At 47.4% G+C, this 24,498-nt stretch carries 23 protein-coding genes; 14 read left to right on the top strand and 9 right to left on the bottom strand.

The window, feature by feature from the left end:
* Positions 1–153: 153 nt before the first annotated feature.
* The 6 genes from ntdP (at position 154) to NFR98_RS07335 (ending at position 7,179) form a co-directional block, all read left to right on the top strand.
* A complete protein-coding gene (gene ntdP / locus NFR98_RS07360; protein ID WP_014097372.1) occupies positions 154–684 on the top strand; it encodes a nucleoside tri-diphosphate phosphatase in 531 nt (176 codons plus the stop codon).
* Between the two features lie 101 nt (positions 685–785).
* Entirely contained in the window at positions 786–2,534 is a 1,749-nt protein-coding gene (locus NFR98_RS07355; protein ID WP_017551404.1) for an ABC transporter ATP-binding protein, read from the top strand.
* Between the two features lie 331 nt (positions 2,535–2,865).
* Positions 2,866–3,945 carry a DUF871 domain-containing protein gene (locus NFR98_RS07350; RefSeq protein WP_026104614.1) on the top strand — a complete coding sequence of 360 codons (1,080 nt, stop codon included), beginning with the start codon at positions 2,866–2,868 and terminating at the stop codon, positions 3,943–3,945.
* Positions 3,936–4,823, top strand: coding sequence for an N-acetylmuramic acid 6-phosphate etherase (murQ, locus tag NFR98_RS07345; RefSeq protein ID WP_017551401.1), 888 nt, complete (start codon positions 3,936–3,938; stop codon positions 4,821–4,823). Before NFR98_RS07350 ends, murQ begins: the two co-directional genes overlap by 10 nt.
* A 17-nt stretch (positions 4,824–4,840) precedes the next feature.
* The gene (locus NFR98_RS07340; RefSeq protein WP_017551400.1) at positions 4,841–6,310 is read left to right on the top strand and encodes a PTS transporter subunit EIIC; all 1,470 of its coding nucleotides are present in this window, start codon (positions 4,841–4,843) and stop codon (positions 6,308–6,310) included.
* Complete coding sequence (locus NFR98_RS07335) at positions 6,310–7,179, top strand: MurR/RpiR family transcriptional regulator (RefSeq protein ID WP_061086971.1); 870 nt, start codon at positions 6,310–6,312, stop codon at positions 7,177–7,179. Before NFR98_RS07340 ends, NFR98_RS07335 begins: the two co-directional genes overlap by 1 nt.
* 156 nt (positions 7,180–7,335) lie before the next feature.
* Here NFR98_RS07335 and NFR98_RS07330 read toward each other — a convergent pair whose 3' ends face one another.
* Positions 7,336–8,415 (bottom strand): aromatic acid exporter family protein, encoded by a 1,080-nt coding sequence (locus tag NFR98_RS07330; RefSeq protein ID WP_061086990.1) that lies wholly within the window; start codon positions 8,413–8,415, stop codon positions 7,336–7,338.
* Positions 8,416–8,652: 237 nt separating this feature from the next.
* Here NFR98_RS07330 and NFR98_RS07325 point away from each other — a divergent pair, with 237 nt between their 5' ends.
* Complete coding sequence (locus tag NFR98_RS07325) at positions 8,653–8,931, top strand: YqhV family protein (RefSeq protein WP_081092971.1); 279 nt, start codon at positions 8,653–8,655, stop codon at positions 8,929–8,931.
* A gap of 410 nt (positions 8,932–9,341) precedes the next feature.
* Here the strand turns inward: NFR98_RS07325 and NFR98_RS07320 are convergent, their stop codons facing one another.
* Entirely contained in the window at positions 9,342–9,563 is a 222-nt protein-coding gene (locus NFR98_RS07320; RefSeq protein WP_230951749.1) for a hypothetical protein, read from the bottom strand.
* Positions 9,564–9,693: 130 nt separating this feature from the next.
* Here NFR98_RS07320 and NFR98_RS07315 point away from each other — a divergent pair, with 130 nt between their 5' ends.
* The gene (locus NFR98_RS07315) at positions 9,694–10,965 is read left to right on the top strand and encodes an MFS transporter (RefSeq protein ID WP_230951750.1); all 1,272 of its coding nucleotides are present in this window, start codon (positions 9,694–9,696) and stop codon (positions 10,963–10,965) included.
* A gap of 104 nt (positions 10,966–11,069) precedes the next feature.
* On the opposite strand, the gene NFR98_RS07310 is transcribed toward NFR98_RS07315, so the two are convergent.
* From NFR98_RS07310 to NFR98_RS07290, 5 genes are all read right to left on the bottom strand, one after another.
* The gene (locus NFR98_RS07310) at positions 11,070–11,711 is read right to left on the bottom strand and encodes a YitT family protein (RefSeq protein WP_061086970.1); all 642 of its coding nucleotides are present in this window, start codon (positions 11,709–11,711) and stop codon (positions 11,070–11,072) included.
* Between the two features lie 514 nt (positions 11,712–12,225).
* Entirely contained in the window at positions 12,226–13,014 is a 789-nt protein-coding gene (locus NFR98_RS07305; RefSeq protein WP_061086969.1) for an ATP-binding cassette domain-containing protein, read from the bottom strand.
* Positions 13,015–13,030: 16 nt separating this feature from the next.
* Positions 13,031–13,813 carry an ABC transporter permease subunit gene (locus NFR98_RS07300; RefSeq protein WP_014097384.1) on the bottom strand — a complete coding sequence of 261 codons (783 nt, stop codon included), beginning with the start codon at positions 13,811–13,813 and terminating at the stop codon, positions 13,031–13,033.
* Positions 13,810–14,814, bottom strand: a complete 1,005-nt coding sequence (locus tag NFR98_RS07295) for a sulfonate ABC transporter substrate-binding protein (protein WP_014097385.1) — start codon at positions 14,812–14,814, stop codon at positions 13,810–13,812. The genes NFR98_RS07300 and NFR98_RS07295 overlap by 4 nt, the downstream gene beginning before the upstream one ends.
* A gap of 807 nt (positions 14,815–15,621) precedes the next feature.
* Entirely contained in the window at positions 15,622–16,914 is a 1,293-nt protein-coding gene (locus NFR98_RS07290; RefSeq protein ID WP_061086968.1) for a glutamate-1-semialdehyde 2,1-aminomutase, read from the bottom strand.
* 143 nt (positions 16,915–17,057) lie between these two features.
* On the opposite strand from NFR98_RS07290, the gene NFR98_RS07285 reads away from it, so the two are divergent.
* From NFR98_RS07285 to perR, 3 genes are all read left to right on the top strand, one after another.
* Positions 17,058–17,462: a potassium channel family protein gene (locus NFR98_RS07285; protein WP_014097387.1), complete on the top strand. Its 405-nt coding sequence runs from the start codon at positions 17,058–17,060 to the stop codon at positions 17,460–17,462.
* Positions 17,463–17,772: 310 nt separating this feature from the next.
* Positions 17,773–18,327, top strand: a complete 555-nt coding sequence (locus NFR98_RS07280; protein ID WP_014097389.1) for a cob(I)yrinic acid a,c-diamide adenosyltransferase — start codon at positions 17,773–17,775, stop codon at positions 18,325–18,327.
* Between the two features lie 205 nt (positions 18,328–18,532).
* Entirely contained in the window at positions 18,533–18,988 is a 456-nt protein-coding gene (perR, locus tag NFR98_RS07275; protein WP_017551387.1) for a peroxide-responsive transcriptional repressor PerR, read from the top strand.
* Between the two features lie 194 nt (positions 18,989–19,182).
* On the opposite strand, the gene alsR is transcribed toward perR, so the two are convergent.
* Entirely contained in the window at positions 19,183–20,070 is an 888-nt protein-coding gene (gene alsR / locus NFR98_RS07270) for an acetoin biosynthesis transcriptional regulator AlsR (protein WP_014097391.1), read from the bottom strand.
* Between the two features lie 193 nt (positions 20,071–20,263).
* Between alsR and alsS the strand changes: the two genes are divergently transcribed.
* Positions 20,264–21,952, top strand: a complete 1,689-nt coding sequence (alsS, locus tag NFR98_RS07265) for an acetolactate synthase AlsS (RefSeq protein WP_017551386.1) — start codon at positions 20,264–20,266, stop codon at positions 21,950–21,952.
* An 84-nt stretch (positions 21,953–22,036) separates the two neighbouring features.
* Positions 22,037–22,786 carry an acetolactate decarboxylase gene (gene budA / locus NFR98_RS07260; RefSeq protein WP_017551385.1) on the top strand — a complete coding sequence of 250 codons (750 nt, stop codon included), beginning with the start codon at positions 22,037–22,039 and terminating at the stop codon, positions 22,784–22,786.
* A 111-nt stretch (positions 22,787–22,897) separates the two neighbouring features.
* Here the strand turns inward: budA and NFR98_RS07255 are convergent, their stop codons facing one another.
* Entirely contained in the window at positions 22,898–23,257 is a 360-nt protein-coding gene (locus tag NFR98_RS07255) for a YgzB family protein (protein WP_035183901.1), read from the bottom strand.
* A gap of 138 nt (positions 23,258–23,395) precedes the next feature.
* Here NFR98_RS07255 and NFR98_RS07250 point away from each other — a divergent pair, with 138 nt between their 5' ends.
* Entirely contained in the window at positions 23,396–24,268 is an 873-nt protein-coding gene (locus NFR98_RS07250) for a nucleotidyltransferase-like protein (RefSeq protein WP_017551383.1), read from the top strand.
* Positions 24,269–24,498 lie beyond the last annotated feature (230 nt).

Raw genomic sequence — 24,498 nt, 5'->3', positions numbered from 1 at the left:
CAATCCTATTTCAAATAGGATTGTTTAGTTTTAATCGCGTTCAGAAACCGTTATAATAGATAGAAAACAGATCGATTGATTACATAAGTTTTATTCCGGCACGTAGTGGGCACAGGTTTACATATAAACAATCATGAAAGTGGGCATGAGATGATGGGAATCCCGGCAGAAGGTGATAAAATCCAAATTCAAAGCTATAAGCATAACGGCCATATTCACCGGATATGGGAAGAAACAACCGTTTTGAAGGGCACGAAAAGCCTAGTGATCGGGGGAAACGACCGGACTTTGGTAACCGAATCGGATGGCAGGACATGGATTACGAGAGAACCTGCAATTTGCTACTTTCATGCCGACCACTGGTTCAATATTATCGGCATGATCCGTGAAGACGGCGTCTACTACTACTGCAACTTGGGGTCGCCGTTTGTTTATGACAGTGAAGCGTTAAAATATATTGATTATGATCTCGACATCAAAGTCTATCCGGATATGACGTTTACGCTGCTGGATGAGGATGAATATGAATACCATCGCAAAAAAATGGGCTATCCCGATGTCATCGACCATATTTTAAAGCGGAACGTGGACATTCTCATCCACTGGATCCGGCAGCGGAAGGGCCCGTTCAGCCCCGACTTTATTGATATTTGGTACGAACGCTATCTGACCTATTTGCGTTAAGCAAACCGCCTGTTGAACGCCAACAGGTTTTTTGTATGCGTAAATTTTGAAAAAATGAGGGAAATAAATGGTACGTTTTGTTTGCTCAGGAGGTTCAATGCATGGGTAGTGTGAAAAGATACATGAAATTTGTAAAGCCGTATTGGTTTCAAATCGTTGCGACGATCATCATCGGGATCATCAAGTTTGCGATCCCGCTTTTAATCCCGCTTTTGATTAAATATGTGATCGATGATATTATCGGCAACCACGGGCTTTCACCGGATGAGAAGCTACATAAGCTTGTTTGGGTGATGTCGGCCATGCTTGCCATTTTTGTCATCGTCCGGCCGCCCGTTGAATATTACCGGCAATATTTTGCGCAGTGGACGGCAAGCAAAATCTTGTATGATATCCGCGGCCGCTTTTTTACCCATCTTCAAAAATTAAGTTTCCGGTTTTATGCCAATACACGCGGAGGGGAAGTCATTTCCCGGGTGATTAATGATGTCGAGCAGACGAAAGATTTTGTCATTACCGGGCTGATGAACGTCTGGCTCGATATGACAACGGTTCTGATTGCGATTGTCATGATGTTTATGATGGATGCCCGGCTGACTTTAATTTCACTCGCCGTTTTTCCGTTTTATATTTTTTCGGTCAAATATTTTTTTGGCAATTTGCGTTTTTTGACGAGGAAACGGTCGCAAGCGCTCGCAGAGGTGCAGGGCTATCTCCATGAGCGGGTGCAAGGCATGGCTGTTATTAAAAGTTTTGCCATTGAAGACCATGAGCAGAAGCAGTTTGACAAGCATAACCACAATTTTCTGGAAAAAGCATTAGCGCACACAAGCTGGACAGCTAAATCGTTTGCGGTTGTGAATACCATTACCGATATCGCGCCGCTTTTCATTATTTTTGTATCCGGCTATCTCGTGATTAAAGGCAGCCTTACTGTCGGTACGCTCGCGGCGTTTATCGCTTATATTGATAATTTGTACAGTCCGCTCAGAAGGCTCGTCAATTCCGGCACGACGCTGACGCAGGCGTTCGCTTCAATGGACCGGGTGTTTGAACTGCTGGATGAAAAATATGATATTGATGACCGGCCGGACGCGGTGGAGTGCAGGAATGTACGCGGCAATATCCGGTTTGATGGTGTCGAATTTCGGTATGATGATGAAAAAGAGCCGGTGCTGAAAAATATCAATCTTGAGATCAGGGCAGGGGAGACGGTTGCCTTTGTCGGGATGAGCGGGGGAGGTAAGTCTTCCCTTGTGAGCCTCATCCCCCGGTTTTATGATGTGACAAAAGGGGCCGTTTATCTGGACGGCCAGGATATCCGCACGTTTAAAGTGCGAAGCCTGCGCGATAAAATCGGGATGGTGCTGCAGGACAATATTTTGTTTAGCGAGTCGGTGAAATCCAATATTTTGCTCGGCAATCCGCAGGCGACGGACGAGGAAGTCGTACAGGCGGCAAAAGCAGCGAACGCCCATGAGTTTATTATGAATCTTGCCGACGGATATGAAACAACGGTGGGCGAGCGGGGTGTTAAATTGTCCGGGGGGCAGAAGCAGCGGATTGCGATTGCGCGTGTATTTTTGAAAAACCCGCCGATTCTCATTCTTGACGAAGCGACATCCGCGCTTGATTTAGAAAGCGAGCATTTGATTCAGGAAGCCATTGAAAAACTGGCGCGCAACAGGACGACCTTGATCGTTGCCCACAGGCTGTCCACCATTACCCACGCAGACCGCATTGTCTTAATTGAAAACGGAGAGATCAAAGAAACCGGCACCCACGAACAATTAATGGCAAAACAAGGGCTCTATTACAACCTATTCCAAATCCAACAACTGGATGATTAGAAAAGCGGAGGCGACTGTACAGCGGCGTACGGATTTTGTAGTCTTCGACCGAGATAAAGGAAACACGATGAGCCGATAGGCGAATCGATGCCCGCTTATCGAAAGGAGAAGACGTAAAAATCCGCTAGCCGCTAGGAGCCGGAGCTGGACAAAGAAAAGCGGAGGGCGCTCGCTCGTCGGCAAAAAATGGAGGAGATCCCGTTTAAAAACGCGGGGCCTCCGTTTTTTTGTCAGGAAATGAAACAAAATTTCTTTTATAAATATAATAATAAAAATATGTTGAAATATTGTTTCAAAGTGCATATAATAGTATCAAAGGAGGGATGCATGATTGCTTGGATTTTCAATATACTTGAATGAAGACTGGTCAGAAGAGAAGGAAGCCTGCATTCACCGAATGGCAGCAATTGGAATGGAAGGGATATTTACATCCTTACAGCTACCGGAAGATGACCCGTCCCAATATCGGAAAAGGCTTGCTCCGCTCTTGGAGTCTGCAAAACAGAATGGGATGAAAGTGATGATCGACGTCTCTGGAAACGTGCTCCGCCATATCGGGCTGTCCATTGATGATCCTGCACGCATTATTGAAAGCGGTATCAATGGCCTGCGCATCGATGCCGGTGTCAGCTGGGAACAGGTTGCCCGCCTGTCGAACACGATGACGGTCGGATTAAACGCCAGCACATTAACGGAACAGGATTATGAGCAGCTGAAACAACATGACGCTGATTTCAGCCGTCTGGAGGCCTGGCATAATTATTACCCGAGGCCCGGAACCGGACTGGATGAAAATTGGTTTTACGAAAAAAACAAATGGCTGAAAAGCAAAGGATTCAGCATTACGGCATTTGCACCCGGCGATGGAAAACTAAGATTTCCTTTATACGAATCCCTGCCAACATTGGAAATCCACCGCCATCAAAATCCGCTGGCAGCCATCTGCTCGCTGCTAAGGGATTATGCGGTTGACCATGCTTATATCGGGGATCCGGGGTTAACGCCGCAATCCCGCAGCCAGATCAGGGAATTTTTTTGCCATGATACCATACTGCTTCATGCAACCGCTGCAGGGCCGAAATGGCGCCCGTATATTTTCAAAACCCACCGGAACCGGCTGGATGTGGCAAGGGACGCCATCCGCAGCGAGCAGTCGAGAACATGCAATCAAAAGGACGATATCGGGCCTGAAAACAACATTCCCCGCCACAAAGGGAGTATTACGCTCGACAACAACCTGTACGCAAGATACAAAGGGGAATTGCAAATCACAAAGCGGAGCCTGCCTGCCGATAAAAAAGTAAACGTTATCGGGCAGATTGCCGGCCGCGACTTGCTGCTCCTTGATTTTATTGGTTCGGGTACACGGTTTAAAATGACGGACAATGAAGGTGAAAACGAATGGACTTAGAAAAACTCGCCACAGAACAGCGCAACGAAAAAACAATGGATCTTGATACGTTGTCAACAAGGGAAATTTTGCAATTGATGAACGAGGAAGACCAAACGGTTCCAATCCGTGTTGGGAAGGAACTGGCACAAATCGAAAAAGTGGTAAAAGCTGTTATCCGTTCTTTTAACCAGGGTGGACGTTTGATCTATTGCGGAGCAGGTACAAGCGGTCGGCTCGGTGTTCTCGATGCTGTCGAATGTGTACCGACATTCAGTGCGGACCCTTCCATGGTGCAGGGGCTGATCGCAGGCGGCAGTGCGGCAATGACGGTTGCCGTTGAAGGGGCGGAAGATTCGAAAGAGATGGGGGAAGAAGATTTAAAGCACATCCATTTATCGGAAAAGGATACAGTAGTCGGTATTGCGGCAAGCGGCAGAACACCGTATGTGATTGGCGCGCTGGACTACGCGAAAAAAACCGGTGCTGTGGCGGCGTCGCTTTCCTGCAACAAAAATGCTGAAATCAGCCGCCATGCCGATATTCCGATCGAAGTGGAAACCGGGCCTGAAGTATTGGCGGGATCAACCCGGCTAAAAGCAGGCACCGCCCAGAAACTCGTATTGAATATGATTTCAACTGCTTCAATGGTCGGAATTGGAAAAGTATACGGGAATTTAATGGTGGATGTAAAGCCGACAAACGCAAAACTGGTGGAGAGATCGAAATCGATTATTATGCAGGCTTCCGGATGCAGCTATGAAGCAGCTGAACAGGCTTTTTACGCAGCCGGCAAAAATGTGAAGCTGGCCATTGTCATGTTGTTAACCAATCTTTCCAAGGAAGAGGCAGAGGAGAAAATGGCACAGGCAAATGGTTTTATTAGAAAAATCGTTTAAACCGGGGGATGAAAAAAATGACCGAAACGAAAGAACAAAGACTGGCAAGGGAAATTTACGAAAATGTCGGCGGCATGGGAAACGTCGAAAAGATCATCCATTGCATGACAAGAGTCCGGCTTACCATTGCGGATTACAGCAAAGTCAATATCGAAGGCCTGAAAGCGGTTGATGGCGTGCTCGGCGTCGTGGAGGATGAAACGCTCCAAGTCGTGCTTGGCCCTGGTATCGTCAACAAAGTCGCCAACCTTATGGTACAGCAGGCCGGTGTAAAACTTGGGGAAAATTTTCCGAAGGCTACGGGCCATCAAGATGCCGGGCGGTCAAACCGCGAAATGGTGGAAGCCAAAGCGGCCGAAGTAAAGGCAAGGGAAAAGGCGAAACATAAAAGTAACGGTTTCAAAAGGGCTTTAAAATCGATTTCCAATATATTTGTACCGCTTATTCCGGCTTTTGTCGGCGCCGGGATTATCGGCGGGGTTGCCGCCATTTTCCAAAATATCATGGCTGCGGACTCCTCAGCCCTCAGCCAGAACTGGGTGTCCGTTATTACGACATTAAACATTATTAAAAACGGATTGTATCTCTATTTGGTCATTTATGTCGGGATCAATAGCGCAAATGAGTTCGGGGCGACACCGGGCCTTGGCGGGGTCATCGGGGCTGTGACGATGCTGACCGGCATGGATCCGAAAAATCCGCTTCCAAATATTTTTACCGGAGATGCCCTTTCCCCTTTACAAGGCGGGATCATCGGTGTTATTTTTGCAGTGTGGATTTTAGCGCTTGTTGAAAAAAGGCTGCATAAAATTGTTCCGAATGCTGTGGATATCATTGTGACGCCAACAATTGCATTATTAGTTATCGGACTTTTTACTATTTTCATCGTCATGCCGGTTGCAGGCGCGGTATCAGGCGCTCTTGTTGGCTCGATCACGTGGGTGTTGAAAGTCGGCGGCGCTTTTTCAGGCTTTATACTGGGGCTTTTCTTCCTGCCGATGGTCATGTTCGGCCTGCACCAGATCCTCACCCCGATCCATATTGAAATGATCAATAAGACAGGGATGACACCGCTGTTACCGATCCTTGCAATGGCAGGCGCAGGGCAGGTCGGCGCGGCGATTGCTTTGTGGATCAGGTGCCGGAAAAATAAAAAACTCGTGCAGTTGATTAAAGGGGCATTGCCGGTTGGCATTATGGGCATTGGCGAACCGTTAATTTACGGTGTGACTTTGCCGCTTGGGCGCCCATTTATTACCGCGTGTATCGGCGGCGGCATCGGCGGGGCAGTGATCGCGGGCATCGGTAATATCGGCGCGATCGCAATCGGCACAAGCGGGATTGATTTAATTCCGCTGATTGCGCACGGACGCTGGCTCGGTTATATCGCCGGGTTGGTAGCCGGTTATATTGGGGGCTTCGTTGCCACTTATTTCTTCGGTATTCCAAAAGATGCGATGAAGGAGACCGACGCAGATCGTGAGTGATGGAATTGGAAGAGAATATTATTCTGCAAATTAAATCCAAATTAACCAGTCTGTCAAAATCAGAAAAAAAGCTCGGCGAGTATATTCTCAGCCACGCTGTGGAAACGGTCAATGACAATACGAGCGAACTTGCGGAAAAAGCAGGCGTCAGCCCGGCCACCGTTGTGCGTTTTTGCCGGTCGATCGGGCTGTCCGGCTTTTCACAATTAAAGATCAGATTGTATGCGGATGCCTCCGGGGGGCTGGACCGGGAAATTTATACGGATATCACACCGAATGAAGATATTGCCATGATTGCTGATAAACTGGCTTTGCGGTTTAACCAGTCGATCACACAAACTGCAAATCTTCTTGAGACCAGCTGTATTGAAAAGATAACGGCCATGGTGGATAAAAGCCCGGCCATATACGTATACGGAATTGGCGCCTCCCATGTGGCAGCTGAAGACTTCACGCATAAGTTTTCAAGAATTGGCAAGCCGGTGGTCCACACGCTGGATCACCATCTGCTCGGTTCTTCTTTGATCAACGCCTCCAAAGACTGTATGTTTGTGGCGATTTCAAATTCAGGCGAAACCAATGAAGCCATCAAGCTGACGCAGATTGCCAAACAGAACGGGCTTTTTACAGCGGGCATCACACAAAAACGGGACAGTACGCTTGCCAGTATCGTGGATGCGCCTTTGATCCACCATGGTGGGGAAGCGGTCCTGCTGCGGAGCGCGGCAACCACATCCCTGGCTGCACAACTGTTCACGATTGATGTTTTGTACTTCGCCTATGTTGCACAGCATTACCATGAAATCATGGGCCGCTTAAAAAACTCAAAAATCAATATCCAGACTTTTTTCCGCAAAGAAAACAACTAAAAACCGGCCCATAAGCCCGGCGTGAAAAGCGCAGCAAATAAAGCGGCCGTTTCGAAAAGCGGAAAATCTTTACCAAAAGTGCAAAATCTAAGGCGCACCGGCCCGGGATGAAAACAGGGCCATGCATCCAATAGGGGACGGCAGGTCTGCCGTCCCCTATTGGTCTTCCAATTCGTCAAGATTGAGTTCTGATTGTTCGTGGTGATAGGTTTGGGACACGGTGATCAATTTTTCCAGATGTTCAAGCTCTTCCTGGTAATCCACAAGCAGCGCCAGCAAGTTCATCACGTGATAGGACTGGAGATCAGCGCGGAAAGTCTCATCTTTTAAGTTCTGCAGAAAAATGTCCATCAGCTCATTCCGCTGTTTGTCAGCCGTATCGCATTTTTGCGCATGGGCTTTGACTTTTCCGAGAAACATGAGCAGCAATTTTTCATGTTCGTTCACAAGGTATTCCATTTGTTCCTGCAGCATGCTCCGGAATGTTTCTGGCAGCCCGGCAATATCCGCTTTGTATTGGTGCAGCCGTTTTAAAATAATATAGCTTAAATTCAAAATGGCCACCATTTCTTTATACAGCACCACTTTCCGCTGCCGCTCGATCCTGTTGCTTTTCCCGTAGATTTTTTCCTCTTTAAATAAAGTATACAGCTGCTCTACTTTGTACACCCGCTCTTTAATGCCGGGAAGTTCTTCTCTTAAAAGCTGGTAATCGGCTTCCTGGCGCGCTGCAATCCGGATGAATTTGAGCAGTTCTTCTGTCACATGGGTGAGACGGACATACAGCCGGGCCTCGTATTTCGGCGGCAGGAAAATCAAATTCACAAGAAACGAGCTGAAAATCCCGATAAACAATGTCGCAAAGCGGATGCCGGCCGTCTGCAGAAAATTGTCACTTGGCGTTTCCATAATGACAATCATGGTTACAAGCGCGAGGCCGACCGTATCATCGAGCTTCAGTTTCAACATTAAAATGATGATCAACACAGACCCGAGACCGACGACTAAAAAATGGTTGCCAAAGGCCATGACAAAAATGACCGCAAGCAAAGCGCCGATCAGATTGCCCTGGACCTGATCGATAATGGACCGGTAAGACCGGTATATCGTAGGTTTAATCGCAAAAGTGGCAGCGATCCCGGCAAACACCGGGGACGGCATTTTTAATAATTGCGCGATAAACAACGCAATCGTAATGGCAATTCCTGTTTTGACAATGCGGGCTCCAACCCTCATATTGGCAATTCCTTTCTTCCTTGCAAAGATATTTACATGATATGTTCCAAAAGGCTGCACTAAACTATTTCCGTCCAAAAATTTTTTTAAACCGGCAGACCCTTTGATTTTGTCATTATAACATGTTTGCCGGAAGACGTGCGTGGGATAAGACCGGAGAATTTGTCCTAATTTTGCTCGGCACGGAATATACATGAGGTAAATGAATCCAAAATGCGCGTATGAAGAGGGGAAACGATGTTGTGGCTGATTGAAAAGTATGTGCTTAGTATGGCTGCGCTCAGGCTGATCTCAGGAATGACCGAAATTTCCGCGGCCATTTTGATGCTCAAATACAATCAAGTGGAAAAAGCGCTTCTCATCAACAGTTCTCTTGCTATTGTCGGGCCTGTTGTTTTAATTACGACAACGGCGATCGGGGTGATCGGAATTTCCGATAAAATCTCGTTTGCCAAAATGCTGTGGATTCTGGCCGGGGTTGGCTGCATTTTGTACGGGATCAAAAGCAACGGGTAAGCTTTGTGAAAAGAAAGCGGATTAGGGCTGGAGTGAGCAACCGGCCAGCTTGTTGGGGGATGGTAATGCCGGGTTACAGCAGGGGATCTCGGTTTGCCGTGGGGGATCTCCGCAATCGAAAGCCCTGTTTTGTCATGAGGGCCGTAAACCCCTATGCCTTTAGGCCGGAACCTGTTGCATCCACTGGAAGCGTAATGAGGGAGGAACCCGGCAGCTCCCTGTTTTTCAAACCCTTTAAGCAGCACCCCTTTTTATTGCGGGCAAGTGCCGATCGTTTGCTTTATTTCTTTAAGCAGATGCCGGATTTCGCCACCTTCCATCAGGTTGACATGGATTTCTTTCAATGCCGTTTCCTTGACCGTCTCCATCATCTTTTCCCCGGATCCGTCTTTTTCGATCACAGCCCAGTTTCAGGTTTGGTTCAGCACCCAGAACGTATACTGCAGCTTCGGATGGCTTTCGGGGAAACTGAAAATCAAAGCATAATAAATGTCAAATCCGCTGTCAAAAAATTGCATCACACCGCGAATATAATTCTGCTCGTCTATCTTTTGCGACAAAGAGACCCTGTAACCTTGCTGCACCCCGATCTTTTCGATTTCCTCCAAAATGTATTCCATAAATAATTTCACGTTTTTTCCTCCTTGCGTAACAGGTAACCATATCCTTCCCGTAATGGGCTGCAGTATTCGTTTGGGCAAAAGAATAAAATGTTTGCTTCCGGATAATCTAACAGAGCAAAAATTGAAATCCGGGGAGGATATTATGGCAAGCAAACAACCTTCTGTAATGACAGTGGCAGCAATCGGCTCCATTCCATTAATTATGACGCTTGGCAATTCGATGCTGATTCCTGTCCTGCCGAAAATGCAGTCTGAACTTCACTTGACTTCCTTTCAGGCAAGCTTGACGATCTCCGTTTTCTCCATTGTGGCGGCCGTGTTCATCCCGGTGCTCGGCTATCTTTCCGACCGCTTTTCCCGGAAAGCCGTAATTTTGCCGGCATTGTTTTTATACGGGGCAGGCGGCATTCTGGCGGGAATCGCAGCCGCTTTGTTTTCCCATGCTTTCGCCTGGATCCTGGCAGGCCGCACGCTTCAGGGAATCGGGGCAGCCGGTACAGCACCAATCGCCATGGCCCTCACTGGGGATCTGTTTAAAGGCGATAAAGAAAGCCGGGTGCTCGGCCTTGTGGAAGCCTCAAACGGGTTTGGAAAAGTGCTGTCTCCGATATTAGGGGCACTGATCGCATTGCTCGTATGGTACGGCACGTTTTTTGCTTTTCCGGTAGTGGTCGCTGTCTCCATTTTTTTAACATGGGTCTTTATTAAAGAAAAACCAAAAAAGAAAGAACCACCTGGGCTCGGGAAATATGTAAAAGGACTTGCCGGTGTGTTTAAAGACGACGGGCGGTGGCTATGCACTGCTTATCTTGCAGGCGCGACATGCTTGTTTACCCTTTTTGGTATTCTTTTTTTCCTATCCAATGTGTTGGAAAAAAGTTATAAAATTGACGGTGTGATGAAAGGGCTGATTCTGGCGATTCCGCTGCTTGTCATGTGTACCACATCTTATATTACCGGCAGCAAAATCGGGAAAAACCAGCGCTTGATGAAAAAACTGATTGTCACGGGCTTCTGCCTGATGACCCTTTCTTACGCGCTTCTTACGTTTTTCAGAGGGCTTTTTCTGTTTATTCCGGTCCTTGCCATTGGCAGCCTCGGCACCGGGTTGATTTTGCCGTGTGTCAACAGCTTTATTACGAATGCCGTTGGAAAAGAAAAACGGGGATTTGTCACGTCACTGTACGGATCTGTCCGGTTTCTCGGGGTGGCTGTCGGGCCGCCGGTGTTCGGGAGGCTGATGGCGTGGTCGCGGCCGGGGATGTTTATCTCGATTGCCTGCTTTACATTTGCAGTCGGGTTACTGTCGTTATTATTGATCCGCCCGCAGACTGAAAAAGGCTCATCCGGCGGGGAAGAAAAAAAGAAAAGAAGCCGGCACACCATTTTGGAACCGGTGGGCGGCAGGTAAACGGATTTTTCAAGAACGGGATGGAATCCGGATGCTGGTAATTTTTTCAATTGGGATGATAAGAGTGGTTTGTGCATGAATTGCCGGCATCGATCCTGGCCCGTTTATTTTTTTCTCCAGCCTAACGGAAGAAAGGGAAGCTTTAAGTAAATGGCTTGAAAGGAAAATTGATAAATCCAGCCGACAATTCTGGTTGACACATATTGGCAAATGACGGCTTGTACGACAATTTCCCAGTCGATCACATACGCCGTCAGAATAAAAATGAGCCCGTTGATGATAAAAAGTGGGGTGGCCGGATTGACGCTCCTGTATTTGGAAATGATGAGGGCAACAATGCCGATGCCGCCGTTGGAAACACCTTGCCGGAGCAGAATGCCGATGCCGATGCCGAGCAATACGGAGCCTAAGGCAAGGTCAAGCCATTCGTTATGGAATGGTGTTTCCCATAAAAATGCGGAAAGATTGACCGAAACAGATGTAACCGTAATCCCGAGAAGCGTACCCATTGCACTGGCAGCACTTAAAAAGTACACGGCGAATACAAGCATGGAGGAGTTCAGCATCCAGAGTGCAATGCTAAGAGGGATGCGGAACCAGTGGTGGAAAAGCACTGTAAGCCCCCCGGCCCCGCCTGATGGGATGGCATTCGGGAATAAAAATACACCCATTGAGTAGCCTTGAAGGGCAGCCCCGGCCATAATCATCAACAATTTTTTTACATTCCGGCTATGTTGCTTTTTCAAGAAAATCATCCCTCAACTGAATGAGAATGCCTTACAATTTACTATATGCTTGTACAATCGGCCACATGCCGGTCTTTCAAGAAAGTGCGAGGGGTGCATCAGGAAGCTCATCCGCTGCCAATGAAAAGCACACTTTAGAGAAAAACCCTCCGTATGTGGAGGGGGATTCTGGCTGTGCGGCTAAAGCTGGTTCTTTTTTACTGGCGGGCGCGGTTTGCGTCATGCGGCCGGGAGGGACCTCTTTTGAAACGGGAGAGAAGGAGTAAATGCCTCTCTCGCACGCTCAGATATCCTATGCCAGTTTTCTGAAACGTGAGAGAAGGCCGGCGCTTGTCTCTGCAGAAAAACACGGCCACTCCTGATGTTGTGTTGCCGTGCCGAACCGGGATTTAGCCGTTTAGCATGCTGAACTCTCCAGGCCGTTCAGTTACAGCTATTACGGCTTTTTATGAGGCTGTTAAAAACGCAGCAGCAGACGGGGAGTGGCGCGGGTCATAAAGCGCCATTCCCCGGGTTAGTGGGTGCCGGGCAGGGGATAAACAGAACGGCTGTCTGAAAAACTGTTCGCTTGTTTGGGCGGTGCCTGCACGGGGCCGCCCATAATCCGGTTCCGGATTTTGTTGACGAGAGTGGCAAAAGATTCGCGGTCTCTTTGCCGCGGCCTTGGCAGTTTCACCGGGACATCTTCAGCAATGATGCCGTCCGACAGCAGGACGACCCTGTCGGCTAAAGCCACGGCTTCTTCCACATCATGGGTTACAAGCAGGGCGGTAAAACTGTTTAATCTGCGGATTTCTTCGATCAGATTTTGCATTTCCAGCCGGGTCAATGCATCGAGGGCGCCGAGCGGTTCGTCCAGCAACAGCAGTTCCGGCTGATGCATAAGCGCGCGTGCCAGCGCCACCCGCTGTTTCTGTCCGCCGGATAATTTGCCCGGCCACTCATCGGTATAGTTTTCAAGCCCGACATGTTTTAATACTTCGATTGCTTCCTTTTTGTGATCGCCATCCAGACCGAGGACAACATTGTCGATCACCCGCTTCCACGGCAACAGTCGCCCGTCCTGAAAGACCATGCACGATTTACTGTTCAGATTTCCGAGCGGTTTCCCGTCGATCAGAATCCGCCCGCCGCTCGGCTTTTCCAAACCGGACAAGAGCCGCAAAAGCGTGCTTTTTCCGCAGCCGCTTTTGCCGACAATGGCGATAAACTCCCCCCTCTTGACCGATAATGTAATATTTTTCAAAACGTCCCTGTTTCCATAGCGTTTTTCTAAATGGTCGAATTGCAGGAAGCTCTCCATATTTGTCCCTCCGATTTCAAGATTGTTCCTGGTAACTGGTATGCCATTTCAGGCATCTTTTTTCAAAAAAGCGGGCGATAGCATCGGACAATTTCCCGAAAAGGGCATACAGTAGAATGCTTAAAAGAATGACATCCATTTGCATAAATTCCCTTGCCGTCATCGCCATGTATCCGATACCGGATGTGGAAGAGATGGTTTCGGCCACGATTAATGTAATCCACATCACGCCCAATGAAAACCGAATGCCAACCAAAATGGAGGAAAGGGAGCCCGGGAAAATGACATGGGCAAACATCCGCCAGCCCTTTAATCCGTAAATTTTCCCCATCTCAATTAATCCATTATCAACGGACTTGATGCCGTGGAAAGTGTTGAGGTATACCGGAAATAACACCCCCAGGGCAACGAGGAATATTTTCGCTTCTTCCCCGATCCCAAACCACAAAATGACAAGCGGAATTAACGCCAGATGCGGAATGGTACGGAGCATTTGGACAGAAGTATCGAGCAATAATTCGCTTGTGCGGAACAGCCCGTTCACCAAACCAAGGATAAAGCCGATGCTTCCGCCAATCAGAAAACCGGTCACAGCCCGCAGCAGACTGATCCAGACATGATGCCCGAGCTCGCCGCTTTTTGCCAGTTCCACTGCCGCAATCAGGACATCTGAAGGCGCCGGCAGAATTTTTGGTGATACGATGCCTTCTTTTGCAAAAATTTGCCAAATGATGATGATCACGGCCGGGATGCCCCATGGAATCAGTTTTTGGATGAAAAAGCCGGTAAAATGTTTCACTTTCCTTCATCCTTTTTGAAATGGTAAATATTGTCTTTTACATTCACTTTTTTCGGGATCAATTTCAGTTCGTAAAATTTGTCGGCGATCTGTTGCTGTTCTTGGATGATTGCCGGGGTAAACGGATCGAGGCCGTATTCCCTTCTGTCTACTGCGATTTTGATCGCTTTTTGGTCTATACCGAGGGCTTTTGAAAGTAATTCCGTTAATTCGGCAGGGTGTTCATTTGCCCAGGCACTCGATTTTTTTACTTCATCGAGGACGATTTGGACGATTTTTTCATGTTTTTTCAAATATGCCGGAGTGGCGAGAAAATAATCGCGGTCCGTCGTATATCCTTCTCCTGTTACAAGTGTCCGTGCATGGCCTGTTACTTCGGCATCGGCGGTAAACGGATCCCATATGACCCATGCATCGATTGTGCCTTGTTCAAAGGCGACTCTGGCATCCCCCGGTTGCAGGTAAGCCGGCGTGATATCCTTGTACGAAAGGCCGTTTTTTTCGAGTGCTTTGACAAGAAAATAATGGGAACTGCTTCCTTTTGCAAACCCGACTTTTTTTCCTTTCAGATCTGCCACGGAACGGATTGTGGAATTCTTTTTCACCAAGATGGCTGCACCTTCGTATTTTGATTTTCCGACCCCGACATATTTCAGATTGGAACCGGAAGCTTGTGCAAAAATCGGCGGCGAGTCCCCCGTCCTGCCAAAATCAATATTTCCGGAATTCAAGGACTCGAGAAGCGCTGTTCCGGACTGGAATTCGTACCATTCCACCTTTACGCCGAGCGGTTTCAGCCTTTTTTCCAAGGTGCCGCTTGCTTTTAAAATCAAAAGCGGGCAGTTTTTTTGATAGCCGATTTTAATTGTATTTTCAGATTTCACTGTCTGTGCAGTTTTGTTTTCTTTTTTTCCATGATTGGAACAGGCTGCTAGTAAGGCGAAAACAAGTATGAAACTAAATAACATGAAACATACGCGTTTGTTTAAATTTTTCATCATTGAAAAAACACTTCCCTTCATTCCATATTCTCTTTGGCTGTTCACAACTTGCGCAATATTCTTTATAACATATACACAAATTTTAAATAGGTACCTGTCCCGGTTAAAAAATCATAAAAACGGTTGAAAGCAAAAAAGCCCAATTATCATCAAATGAGGAATAAAGTTCCAATGGTATCATTTAAGAAGGGAAGGCCGGGAATGCTGCTACACCGGCACAGACAATGATGGCGATTTTTAATGTAGTGCTTTGGGGAGCAGTGCAAATTACCTTAGCGAATAAGGTTTAAAAGATGCTTACACGTTAGGAATGGATAAGGCCTGTCACAAATGGGGACCTAAACAGCCGTGGTTAAAAACGCATACAAAGTTACGGGTCACGGGTGATTTAAAACAGCCTCTCATCATCTGAGAGGCTGTTATTTTAGTTTTTGCATTGGTCTAATAGTTTTACTAGGTTTCTATAAGCCATCCAAAAACAAAATCCAGATATCCCAAATACAATGATACATATTGCAAATATAAAAATTACTAAGTCCATTGTTTTCGCCTTCCAAAAAAATGATTATATAAAATAAACTGAAGTTTTTACGTCAAGCCCGGGCACCATTGCATAATGGAAGCTTTTTACAGCAGACAACAGAGCCGCGATATTTTGTTCATTTTATATAGTTTATATCTTTTAAATTATAACAAAGTAAAACTTCTGTTTAAAGATAATAAGCGTTATAAAAAGTTCCCCATATCTATCACGGTAGTAGTTAGAATGACCCTGTCCCGAAATGGGGCAGGGTCATTTTTAAAGGATTATCCTTTTAAATGTGAAAAAGCATGATCGACGGCTTTGATTGTTTCTGCGATATCTTCTTCCGTATGCGCGGTTGTGAGGAACCAGGCTTCATATTTTGACGGGGCAAGGTTAATGCCTTGCTCGAGCATCAGTTTGAAAAATTTCCCGAACAACTCGCCGTCGGATGCTTCAGCCTGCTTGTAGTTTTCGACTTTTTCGCCCGTAAAGTAAACGGTAAAGGCGCCGACTACGCGGTTAATGGTAATGGTGACGCCGTGTTTTTCAGCTGCTTCCAAAATGCCTTTTTCAAGCATGGCACCGAGACGGTCGAGGTTTTCATACACGCCCTTTTCCTGGAGCACTTCAAGGCAGGCAATTCCGGCAAGCATTGAAGCCGGGTTGCCTGCCATGGTTCCGGCCTGGTAAGCAGGGCCGAGCGGTGCGACTTCTTCCATAATGTCTTTGCGGCCGCCGTATGCCCCGATCGGCAGTCCGCCGCCGATGATTTTGCCCATGGCGGTTAAATCCGGGGTAACGCCGAGCATGTTTTGCGCGCCGCCGTACATAAAACGGAAAGCGGTGATCACTTCGTCGTAAATGACAAGGGCGCCGGCTTTGTGCGCCAGTTCATTAATGGCTTCCAAAAATCCCGGTTTCGGCGGCACAATGCCAAAGTTGCCGACAATCGGTTCAACCAGTACGGCGGCAACTTCATCGCCCCATTTTTCGAGTGCCTGTTTAAAAGGTTTCACATCATTATAAGGGACGGTGATGACTTCGTTTGCGATGGCTTTTGTTACGCCGGCTGAGTCCGGCATGCCGAGCTGCGACGGGCCTGAACCCGCTGCGACAAGCACGAGGTCAGAATGGCCGTGGTAACAGCCTTCGAATTTAATGATTTTGTCGCGGCCCGTGTAGGCGCGGGCAACGCGGATCGTTGTCATGACCGCCTCTGTTCCCGAGTTGACAAAGCGGACTTTGTCCAGGGACGGGATCGCTTCTTTCAGCATTTTTGCGAATTGCACTTCATACGGGGTCGGCGTGCCGAACAAAACGCCGTTGTCGGCTGCTTTTTTAATGGCAGCAGCAATATGCGGATGGGCAAAGCCGGTAATGATCGGGCCGTATGCCGCCAGATAATCAATGTAGCGGTTGCCGTCCACGTCATAAAAGTACGCGCCTTTTCCCCTTTCCATGGCAACTGGGGCTCCGCCGCCCACCGCCTTATACGAGCGGGACGGGCTGTTTACGCCGCCGACAATATGCTCAAGTGCTTCTTTATACAAGATTTCAGATTTTGAAAAATCCATTTATCGTTCCCTCCTCATTGGCATTGGCCAATTTCACCATTCTATTGTAGCCTTCCATTTTCTTCCCGTAAAGACTGTCATAACCCGGTCGGCGGAGGCATACAATGAAAGGACAAACTTGAAAGGCGCCGGGGGTATCGGGCATGTTTTATTTTCTCGGCATATTGGTTGTCCTTTGTATTGTAATGAGCCTGCGCACCTTGTTTTATCCGACGTCCTGGCGCGCGAAGCAGCTTTCATTTGAACGTTTCCTTTTTCTTGCTTTTACCTACACCAATATCATGATCGGGTTCGGGTTGTTGTTTTTACTGCTCGATATGATGGGATTTCAAATTGCGCTCCATCACGGAAAGCTGTTGGAAGGGCATGATTTTCACACGCTGCTCGATTATATGTATTTGAGTGCTGTCACGCTGTTCTCCGTCGGGTACGGGGATATTGTGCCGATCGGGGCTGCGCGGATTCTTATTATCATTGAAGCGTTAATCGGCTATACCATCCCGGCGGCGTTTGTCGTAAGATCTGCTTTTGACTCGGAAAGAAAATAGCCTGGCAGGAGGATTCCCACATGCCGGCAGTTGTCTGCCAGGGAAGATTAAAATGTGGCCGGTGCCTATTTTTGCGGCCGGGGCGGCTTTTGTCCACGCGGATTTGCCGTGGGTTCATAGTGTATATTACCTCCTCAAAAAAATAACGATATCTTTGAGCCGACTTGTTCGGTTTCTTTTTTTATGGCAATTTTTACGAATTCGTGATACAAAACTAATATATGGTTTTACGGGAAAGGGCAGATTGAGAAAAATAGCGTGGTTGCGTTTATATACGGCTGATCCATTAAATTGATGTGGTGGGGACAAGATGAGAATTTACACAAGGTCTGGTGATAAAGGGACGACATCGCTCGTTTACGGGGTAAGAGCAGCGAAAAACGATCCGCGCGTGGAAGCTTACGGAACAGTGGATGAGGCGAATTCGGCGATCGGCGTTGCACTCAGTTTTTTGCACGGCGAACAATTTCCGGAAAAAGAAGAAATAGAACAATGTTTTAGCAGGGTCCAGACAATGCTGTTCCATGCCGGTGCGGAGCTTTCCACGCCCGAGGGAAAAGAAGTGCACTGGAAATTGAAACAGGCATATATCGATGAACTTGAGGCTTTGATTGACAAATGGGATGGAAAATTGGAACCGTTAAAAACCTTTATTTTACCGGGCGGGCATCCGGCAGCAGCGGCGATGCATGCGGCGCGCACAGTTGCAAGAAGGGCGGAGCGGGCAAGTGTTGCGGTCAATGGTGTAAATCCGCTTGTGCTGTCGTTTTTAAACCGGCTGTCCGATTTCCTGTTCGTTGCGGCAAGATATATCAATTACTGTCTTGGGGTGAAAGACCGCCCGCTCCAACCGCTTGAGGAATAGCAAGGGTGTGTGGTTATACATACTCCCGACTGAAAAAAGGCATCCTAATGAACGGGTTTCCTTCTTTTTTGAGCCCCAAAGAGCGCAGAAAAAGCAAATTACCGGCGGATTGATTCGCTAATTTGTTTGACAAAACAGGGGTTTATTTTGTAAACTCTTTATAAAGATTATAAATTAAGAATGATAATTGTTAGAAAAGAGGTGCATGGCGGTGTCCGAGCAACAGTTGAATAAAGCACTGGAAACCTTGAAACAGTCGGGCGTTCGTATTACCCCTCAACGTCATGCGATATTGGAATACTTAATTGAATCCATGTCACATCCAACCGCCGATGAAATATATAAGGCTCTTGAGGGAAAATTCCCGAATATGAGTGTGGCTACCGTTTACAATAACTTGCGCGTTTTTAAGGAAATCGGATTGGTGCAGGAACTGACCTATGGCGATGCTTCAAGCCGTTTTGATTTTGTCACATCCAACCATTACCATATTATTTGTGAAGACTGCGGAAAGATTGTCGACTTTCACTATCCTGGCCTGGATGAAGTGGAACAGCTTGCCGCGCATGTGACCGGTTTTAAAGTAAGCCATCACCGTATGGAAATTTACGGTACCTGTCCGGAATGTATGAAAAAGCACAGTTACCTGGAAGCAAAATAAAGCGCAAATGCCGGCGAAATGGTTCGTCCGGTTCTTTTTTTGCGGCTTTAAACCGGGACCTGATAAACCGCAAGCAAGGTTTTTAAAAAGTTTTAGCGGTGCAACTTTATACACTTTTATGCAATAAATCCGGCTCTTCTTTCGTTGGGAGGCCGGATTTTTCATTAGTATTTATGCAATCGGTCAAAAATCCATTAAAATTCTGCTGCCACCCGGCCGGAGATGTTTAAGAAATTGGCAAGGGCCGGGTTTTGGTCTTCCTTCCGGTACGCAATGGACAAAACGGCATTTAACGGGTGCCCTTCAATCTCCCTGTACACAATATCGAGATTAAATAATTTTTCGGCTGTCCGTGGTAGCACCCCGATTCCAATTCCGGCTGTCACAAGACCGACGACCATTTGGTACTCGGTGGCTTCCTGGACGATTTTCGGGCTGAAATCGGCGTCCTTGAAAAGAGACAGAAATTCATCATAAAGGCCCGGCCAAATATCACGCGACACAACGACAAACGGGACGTCCGCCAGATCCTCGATGCGGATTTTTTCCTTTTGGGCAAGCGGATGGTTTTTCGGCATTGAAAGGGCAGCCGCACCTGTCTGGATCTCAGCCGTTTCAATTAAAGGATCATGAATCGGCGGATGCAGCAGGCCGACATCGATTTCTTTCCGATGCAGCGCCCGAATCTGGTCCGGGGTTGACAACTCATGAAGGGAAACGGCCGTTTTCGGATATTTCAGCCGGAATTCCCGGACGATAGCCGGCAAAATGTCATAAGTCGCCGAACCGACAAAGCCGACTACCACATTCCCGAATTCCCCCCGCTCAGCCCGCTGTGCATTTTCCACTGCCCTGTCCAGCTGCTCAAGGACCTGCTTGGCCTCTTTTAAAAAAACTTTTCCCGGGATCGTCAGTTCAACATGACGTTTATTGCGGATAAAAAGGTCCACCCCGATTTCTTCTTCCAGCTGCCGGATTTGCTGGGAAAGCGGTGGCTGGGTCATTTGCAGCCGCTCTGCTGCTTTTCCGAAATGTAGTTCTTCCGCGACCGTTAAAAAATAATGAAGATGGCGCAGTTCCATCTGTATTTCCTCCTCCCTCATTGGGATTAATATTTATTATATATTATTTATAGCACAATAATATATTTTAAACATTTCCTCGTGTGGTGTAAAGTATAGATAGAAACAAGTTCGCTCAGCCTATAGATGAACGTTTTCCCCTGTAATAAACGGGGGAAAGTTCAAAATAGGGCTGTCCTTGGGAGTGGGAACTGTGGAAAAAAAGAATTCAAATCCAACCAATACGACGAAAAAAACAGCTGCAGACCTGGTTGTCGATTGCCTTGAAAAGCAGGAAGTGCCGTACGTTTTCGGCATTCCGGGCGCAAAAATCGATGCCGTATTTGATGTCCTAAAAGAACGCGGCCCGGAATTGATTGTATGCCGCCACGAACAAAATGCCGCTTTTATGGCCGCTGCTATCGGGCGTTTAACAGGAAAACCGGGTGTCTGCCTGGTAACGAGCGGGCCGGGGGCTTCCAACCTTGCCACCGGGCTTGCTACTGCGAATACGGAGTGCGATCCTGTCGTTGCAATCGCAGGAAACGTGCCGCGCGCAGACAGACTGAAAAAAACGCACCAGTCGATGGACAATGTATCCCTGTTTCAGCCGATTACAAAATACGCAGCGGAAGTGGTTCATCCGGATACAGTGCCGGAAGTGATGACAAATGCATTTCGTTCTGCCGCTTCAGCACAGGCAGGGGCAGCTTTTATCAGCTTCCCGCAGGATGTGCTGATGGAGCCGGCGTCTGTCAAAGCTTTGGGTCCGCTTGAAAGCCCGGAACTCGGGAAAGCAAATGAAGAAGCGATTAAAGAAGCTGTAAAAGCGATCCAGCATGCCAAATTGCCGGTCATTCTGGTCGGGATGCGTGCGAGCCGCCCGAAAGTCGTGAATGCGGTCCGGTCCCTCCTGAAAAAAATCGCGTTGCCAGTTGTTGAAACATTCCAGGCGGCAGGCTTGATTTCAAGGGATTTGGAAGACCGTTTCTTCGGCCGCATCGGCTTGTTCCGCAACCAGCCGGGCGATATTTTGCTTGAGCATGCGGATGTGGTGCTTGCGATCGGTTACGATTCTGTTGAGTACGATCCGAAGTTTTGGAACAGCGAAGGGGAAAGAAAAATCATCCATCTCGATGAAATCCGCGCCGATATCGATCATGATTACCAGCCGGAAATCGAACTTGTCGGTGACATTTCAGCGAGCGTTGACAGCATCAAAGAACAGCTGGCCCGTTTAAATATGAGCAGTAAGTCCATGGAACTTTTGGAACATCTCCGCAACCAGCTGAATTTGCGCGACGAACCATCGGAAAAGGCGGATAAAAATCTTGTGCATCCGCTCCAGTTCATTCATGATTTGCGTTCGTTGATTGATGACCATGTGACCGTGACATGCGATGTCGGTTCCCATTATATTTGGATGGCGCGCCATTTCAGGGTATATGAACCGAACCGCCTGCTGTTTTCAAATGGCATGCAGACGCTCGGGGTTGCGCTTCCGTGGGCGATTGCCGCAACGCTTGTCAATCCGGATGAAAAAGTAATATCGATCTCCGGAGACGGCGGCTTCCTGTTCTCCGCCATGGAACTTGAAACGGCCGTCCGTTTAAAATCACCGCTTGTGCATATCGTCTGGCGCGACGGCACGTATGACATGGTGGCGTTCCAGCAGCAAATGAAATACGGGCGCACATCGGGAGCAGACTTCGGCCCCGTTGATATTGTAAAACACGCGGAAAGTTACGGCGCAAAAGGCTTGCGGGTGAATGCACCTGATGAGCTGGTTTCTGTACTGAAGGAAGCGCTGGACTCAGAAGGCCCGGTCGTGGTCGATGTCCCGGTTGATTATAGCGACAACCTGGAACTGGCGAAAAAACTGCTGCCTAACCAATTGGTATAATCACTTACTGCGGCGGGCAGCTGCTATAACTTGGACTCAGCCGGCACAAATTTTTCAGGATACGATAGAAAGAAGGGGTTTACCATGCGTACTGCTGCAGAAAATCAAAATACAGAGCAAATTTTAACAAGCCGGACCGATGAAGTATACCAATTGTCCACGATGACATCGCTTCTTGACGGCGTATACGAAAGCGACAAGACGTTTGCTGAATTAAAAAAGTTCGGCGATTTCGGCATCGGCACTTTCAACCATTTGGACGGGGAATTGATTGCCTTTGACAATGCGTTCTATCAGCTGAAGGACGGGACGGCAAAACGTGTACAGCCTGAAGACAAGTCACCGTTTTGCTCGCTTGCACATTTTTCGGAGGATATCACCTATACAGCTGAAGGTCCTCTAGCAAAACCCGAACTGGAAGACTTGATCAAAGATCTCGTCCGCAGCGAAAATTTATTTTATGCCATTCGTGTGGACGGTGTTTTTAAAAAAATGAACACAAGAACCGTCTCCTACCAGGAAAAACCGGTTCCCATGACGGAAGCGGTGAAATCCCAGCCGGTTTACTCGTTTGAAAATACAAAAGGAACGCTTGCTGGTTTTTGGACGCCGATGTTTGCACAAGGAATCGCGGTCGCCGGCTTCCACCTCCATTTTATTGACGACAAACGCACCGGCGGCGGCCATGTCTTTGACTATGTGCTTGACTACGGGACGATCCGGATCAGCAAAAAAACGCATATGCATCTGGAACTTCCGGAAACAGACGCTTTTTTAAATGCGAACCTTTCCCGCGCCAATTTGGCAGAGGAACTGGAAAAGACAGAAGGCTGAACGAAGGCGAAGACGGCCCGCATCCGGCGAAAACCGGATGCGGGTTTCTTCAAATTGGGCGGGGCTTGCCTGACTCCGGCAACCTAGGCTTTTTCATCTCCACCCCGCCTGTCACTTCTGCAATCGCTTACGATTATATGATTCGTCAAACGCTTTTCCCTCAAGCTCAGGATCCAGTGTCAGCGGCTCGTTGCAATGCATGCAAATATCTACCCGGCCCAGCATTTTTGTCGGCTTGCCGCAGCCCGGGCATACAACCTGCACCGCTTTCGTCGAGAGCATGCCGATCCAGAAATAAACCACTGTGCTCAATAAAATAAAGAACAGGCCGAACAGCATAAAAAGGGTTACAACAACCGGATGCGCCCGGAAAAACAGCCCGATATACATGACGATAAATCCGGAAAAAATCAAGCTTAAGGCAAATGTCCGAATTTTATTGATTTTGCTTGAATACTTTGCCAATACCATTCCCCCTTTCTTTTAATATAACATAACTGGCGAAAAAGGAAGGAATGCAATATACTGAAATTTGTTTCGAAAATTTGCAGGGGATTTCCCGGGATTTGCAGAAATACGTTCATAGAAAGCATGATGGAGGAATGACGCATGAGAGACATTTTAAGGCCGATTTACCAGGAAAGGGCAAGCCTTCCAAATACCCTTTCTGTCCTGTATATTGAAAAAAAGCCGGATGAAGATGCCGCAACCAATTTGTTCGACGCCATTCTCTTCATCATTGTCAAAGAGCAGGACCAGCCGCTCTACGTCAAGCATTACCGCTATGAAGACAAAAAAGCCGCCTTATATGTCGTGGCAGAGAACCAGTTGAAAGAGTGGATGCTGTACGGGACAAACAGCAATATATTTGAATGGATTACAGAAGGGCTGATCTTATTTGACCGGAATGAGTACATGGCACGTTTAAAAGATGAAGTAAGGGATTTTCCGTTTCATGAACGAAAGGTCAAAATCGGCACGGAATTTGCCAAATTGATCCGTCGGTATTTAAACGGGAAAGACTTCTTCAAACAGCGCCAGTACCTCGATGCCTATAATCACATCATTCACGCCTTGCACCATCTCGCCAGACTCGCGGTGATCGAAAACGGCTTTCACCCGGAAATAACCGTCTGGAACCAGGTAAAGCAAATTGATCTGCAAATCTTCAAGTTGTACGAAGAACTGGTAACAAGTGAAGAGTCGCTGGAAAAGCGCCTTGAACTGCTCTTTCTTGCGAGTGAATTCCACATTTATTCGAAGACATCGTTTGGCGCGCAGCATTTACTGGAACTGATGGAAGAACGGGAAGAATGGACAATTGACGAACTGCTTTTCCATCCAGGCCTTCAATCGTACAGTATTGACTTGCCTGTTCTGCTTGAATTTTTAATTGAAAAAAATATGATCGAGGAAATTACAGTGCCGACAAAGGGGCCTGAAATCTTCCATAGACGGTACCGGATTCCAAAAAAACAATAAAAAAATATCAAATTTAGTATTGACGCATAATAAATAACTTGGTATAGTTATATACGTCGCTGATGAACATGAAAGAGCAACGACGAAAGACGAAAAAAGTTATTGACAAAGACTTCGTTATGATGGTATAATAATTTAGTCACTGTCAAAACGGATTGTTCCTTGAAAACTGGACAAAACGAAACGTCAAATTCTTTTTGAGCTTTTATCAAACATCTTTACTGAGAGTT

It is taken from the genome of Weizmannia agrestimuris (assembly GCF_943193165.1).
GTDB lineage: Bacteria > Bacillota > Bacilli > Bacillales > Bacillaceae_C > Weizmannia > Weizmannia faecalis.
The sequence above is the reverse complement of the archived record's forward strand: the minus strand, read 5'-3'. Positions and strand labels throughout refer to the sequence as shown.

Bases quoted from the DNA above. Each gene is read 5' to 3' on its own strand.
- ntdP (WP_014097372.1), top strand. From the start codon at position 154: ATGGGAATCCCGGCAGAAGGTGATAAAATCCAAATTCAAAGCTATAAG.
- NFR98_RS07355 (WP_017551404.1), top strand. From the start codon at position 786: ATGGGTAGTGTGAAAAGATACATGAAATTTGTAAAGCCGTATTGGTTT.
- murQ (WP_017551401.1), top strand. From the start codon at position 3,936: ATGGACTTAGAAAAACTCGCCACAGAACAGCGCAACGAAAAAACAATG.
- NFR98_RS07340 (WP_017551400.1), top strand. From the start codon at position 4,841: ATGACCGAAACGAAAGAACAAAGACTGGCAAGGGAAATTTACGAAAAT.
- NFR98_RS07335 (WP_061086971.1), top strand. From the start codon at position 6,310: ATGGAATTGGAAGAGAATATTATTCTGCAAATTAAATCCAAATTAACC.
- NFR98_RS07330 (WP_061086990.1), bottom strand. From the start codon at position 8,415: ATGAGGGTTGGAGCCCGCATTGTCAAAACAGGAATTGCCATTACGATT.
- NFR98_RS07325 (WP_081092971.1), top strand. From the start codon at position 8,653: ATGTTGTGGCTGATTGAAAAGTATGTGCTTAGTATGGCTGCGCTCAGG.
- NFR98_RS07305 (WP_061086969.1), bottom strand. From the start codon at position 13,014: ATGGAGAGCTTCCTGCAATTCGACCATTTAGAAAAACGCTATGGAAAC.
- NFR98_RS07295 (WP_014097385.1), bottom strand. From the start codon at position 14,814: ATGATGAAAAATTTAAACAAACGCGTATGTTTCATGTTATTTAGTTTC.
- NFR98_RS07290 (WP_061086968.1), bottom strand. From the start codon at position 16,914: ATGGATTTTTCAAAATCTGAAATCTTGTATAAAGAAGCACTTGAGCAT.
- NFR98_RS07285 (WP_014097387.1), top strand. From the start codon at position 17,058: ATGTTTTATTTTCTCGGCATATTGGTTGTCCTTTGTATTGTAATGAGC.
- NFR98_RS07280 (WP_014097389.1), top strand. From the start codon at position 17,773: ATGAGAATTTACACAAGGTCTGGTGATAAAGGGACGACATCGCTCGTT.
- perR (WP_017551387.1), top strand. From the start codon at position 18,533: ATGGCGGTGTCCGAGCAACAGTTGAATAAAGCACTGGAAACCTTGAAA.
- alsR (WP_014097391.1), bottom strand. From the start codon at position 20,070: ATGGAACTGCGCCATCTTCATTATTTTTTAACGGTCGCGGAAGAACTA.
- budA (WP_017551385.1), top strand. From the start codon at position 22,037: ATGCGTACTGCTGCAGAAAATCAAAATACAGAGCAAATTTTAACAAGC.
- NFR98_RS07255 (WP_035183901.1), bottom strand. From the start codon at position 23,257: ATGGTATTGGCAAAGTATTCAAGCAAAATCAATAAAATTCGGACATTT.
- NFR98_RS07250 (WP_017551383.1), top strand. From the start codon at position 23,396: ATGAGAGACATTTTAAGGCCGATTTACCAGGAAAGGGCAAGCCTTCCA.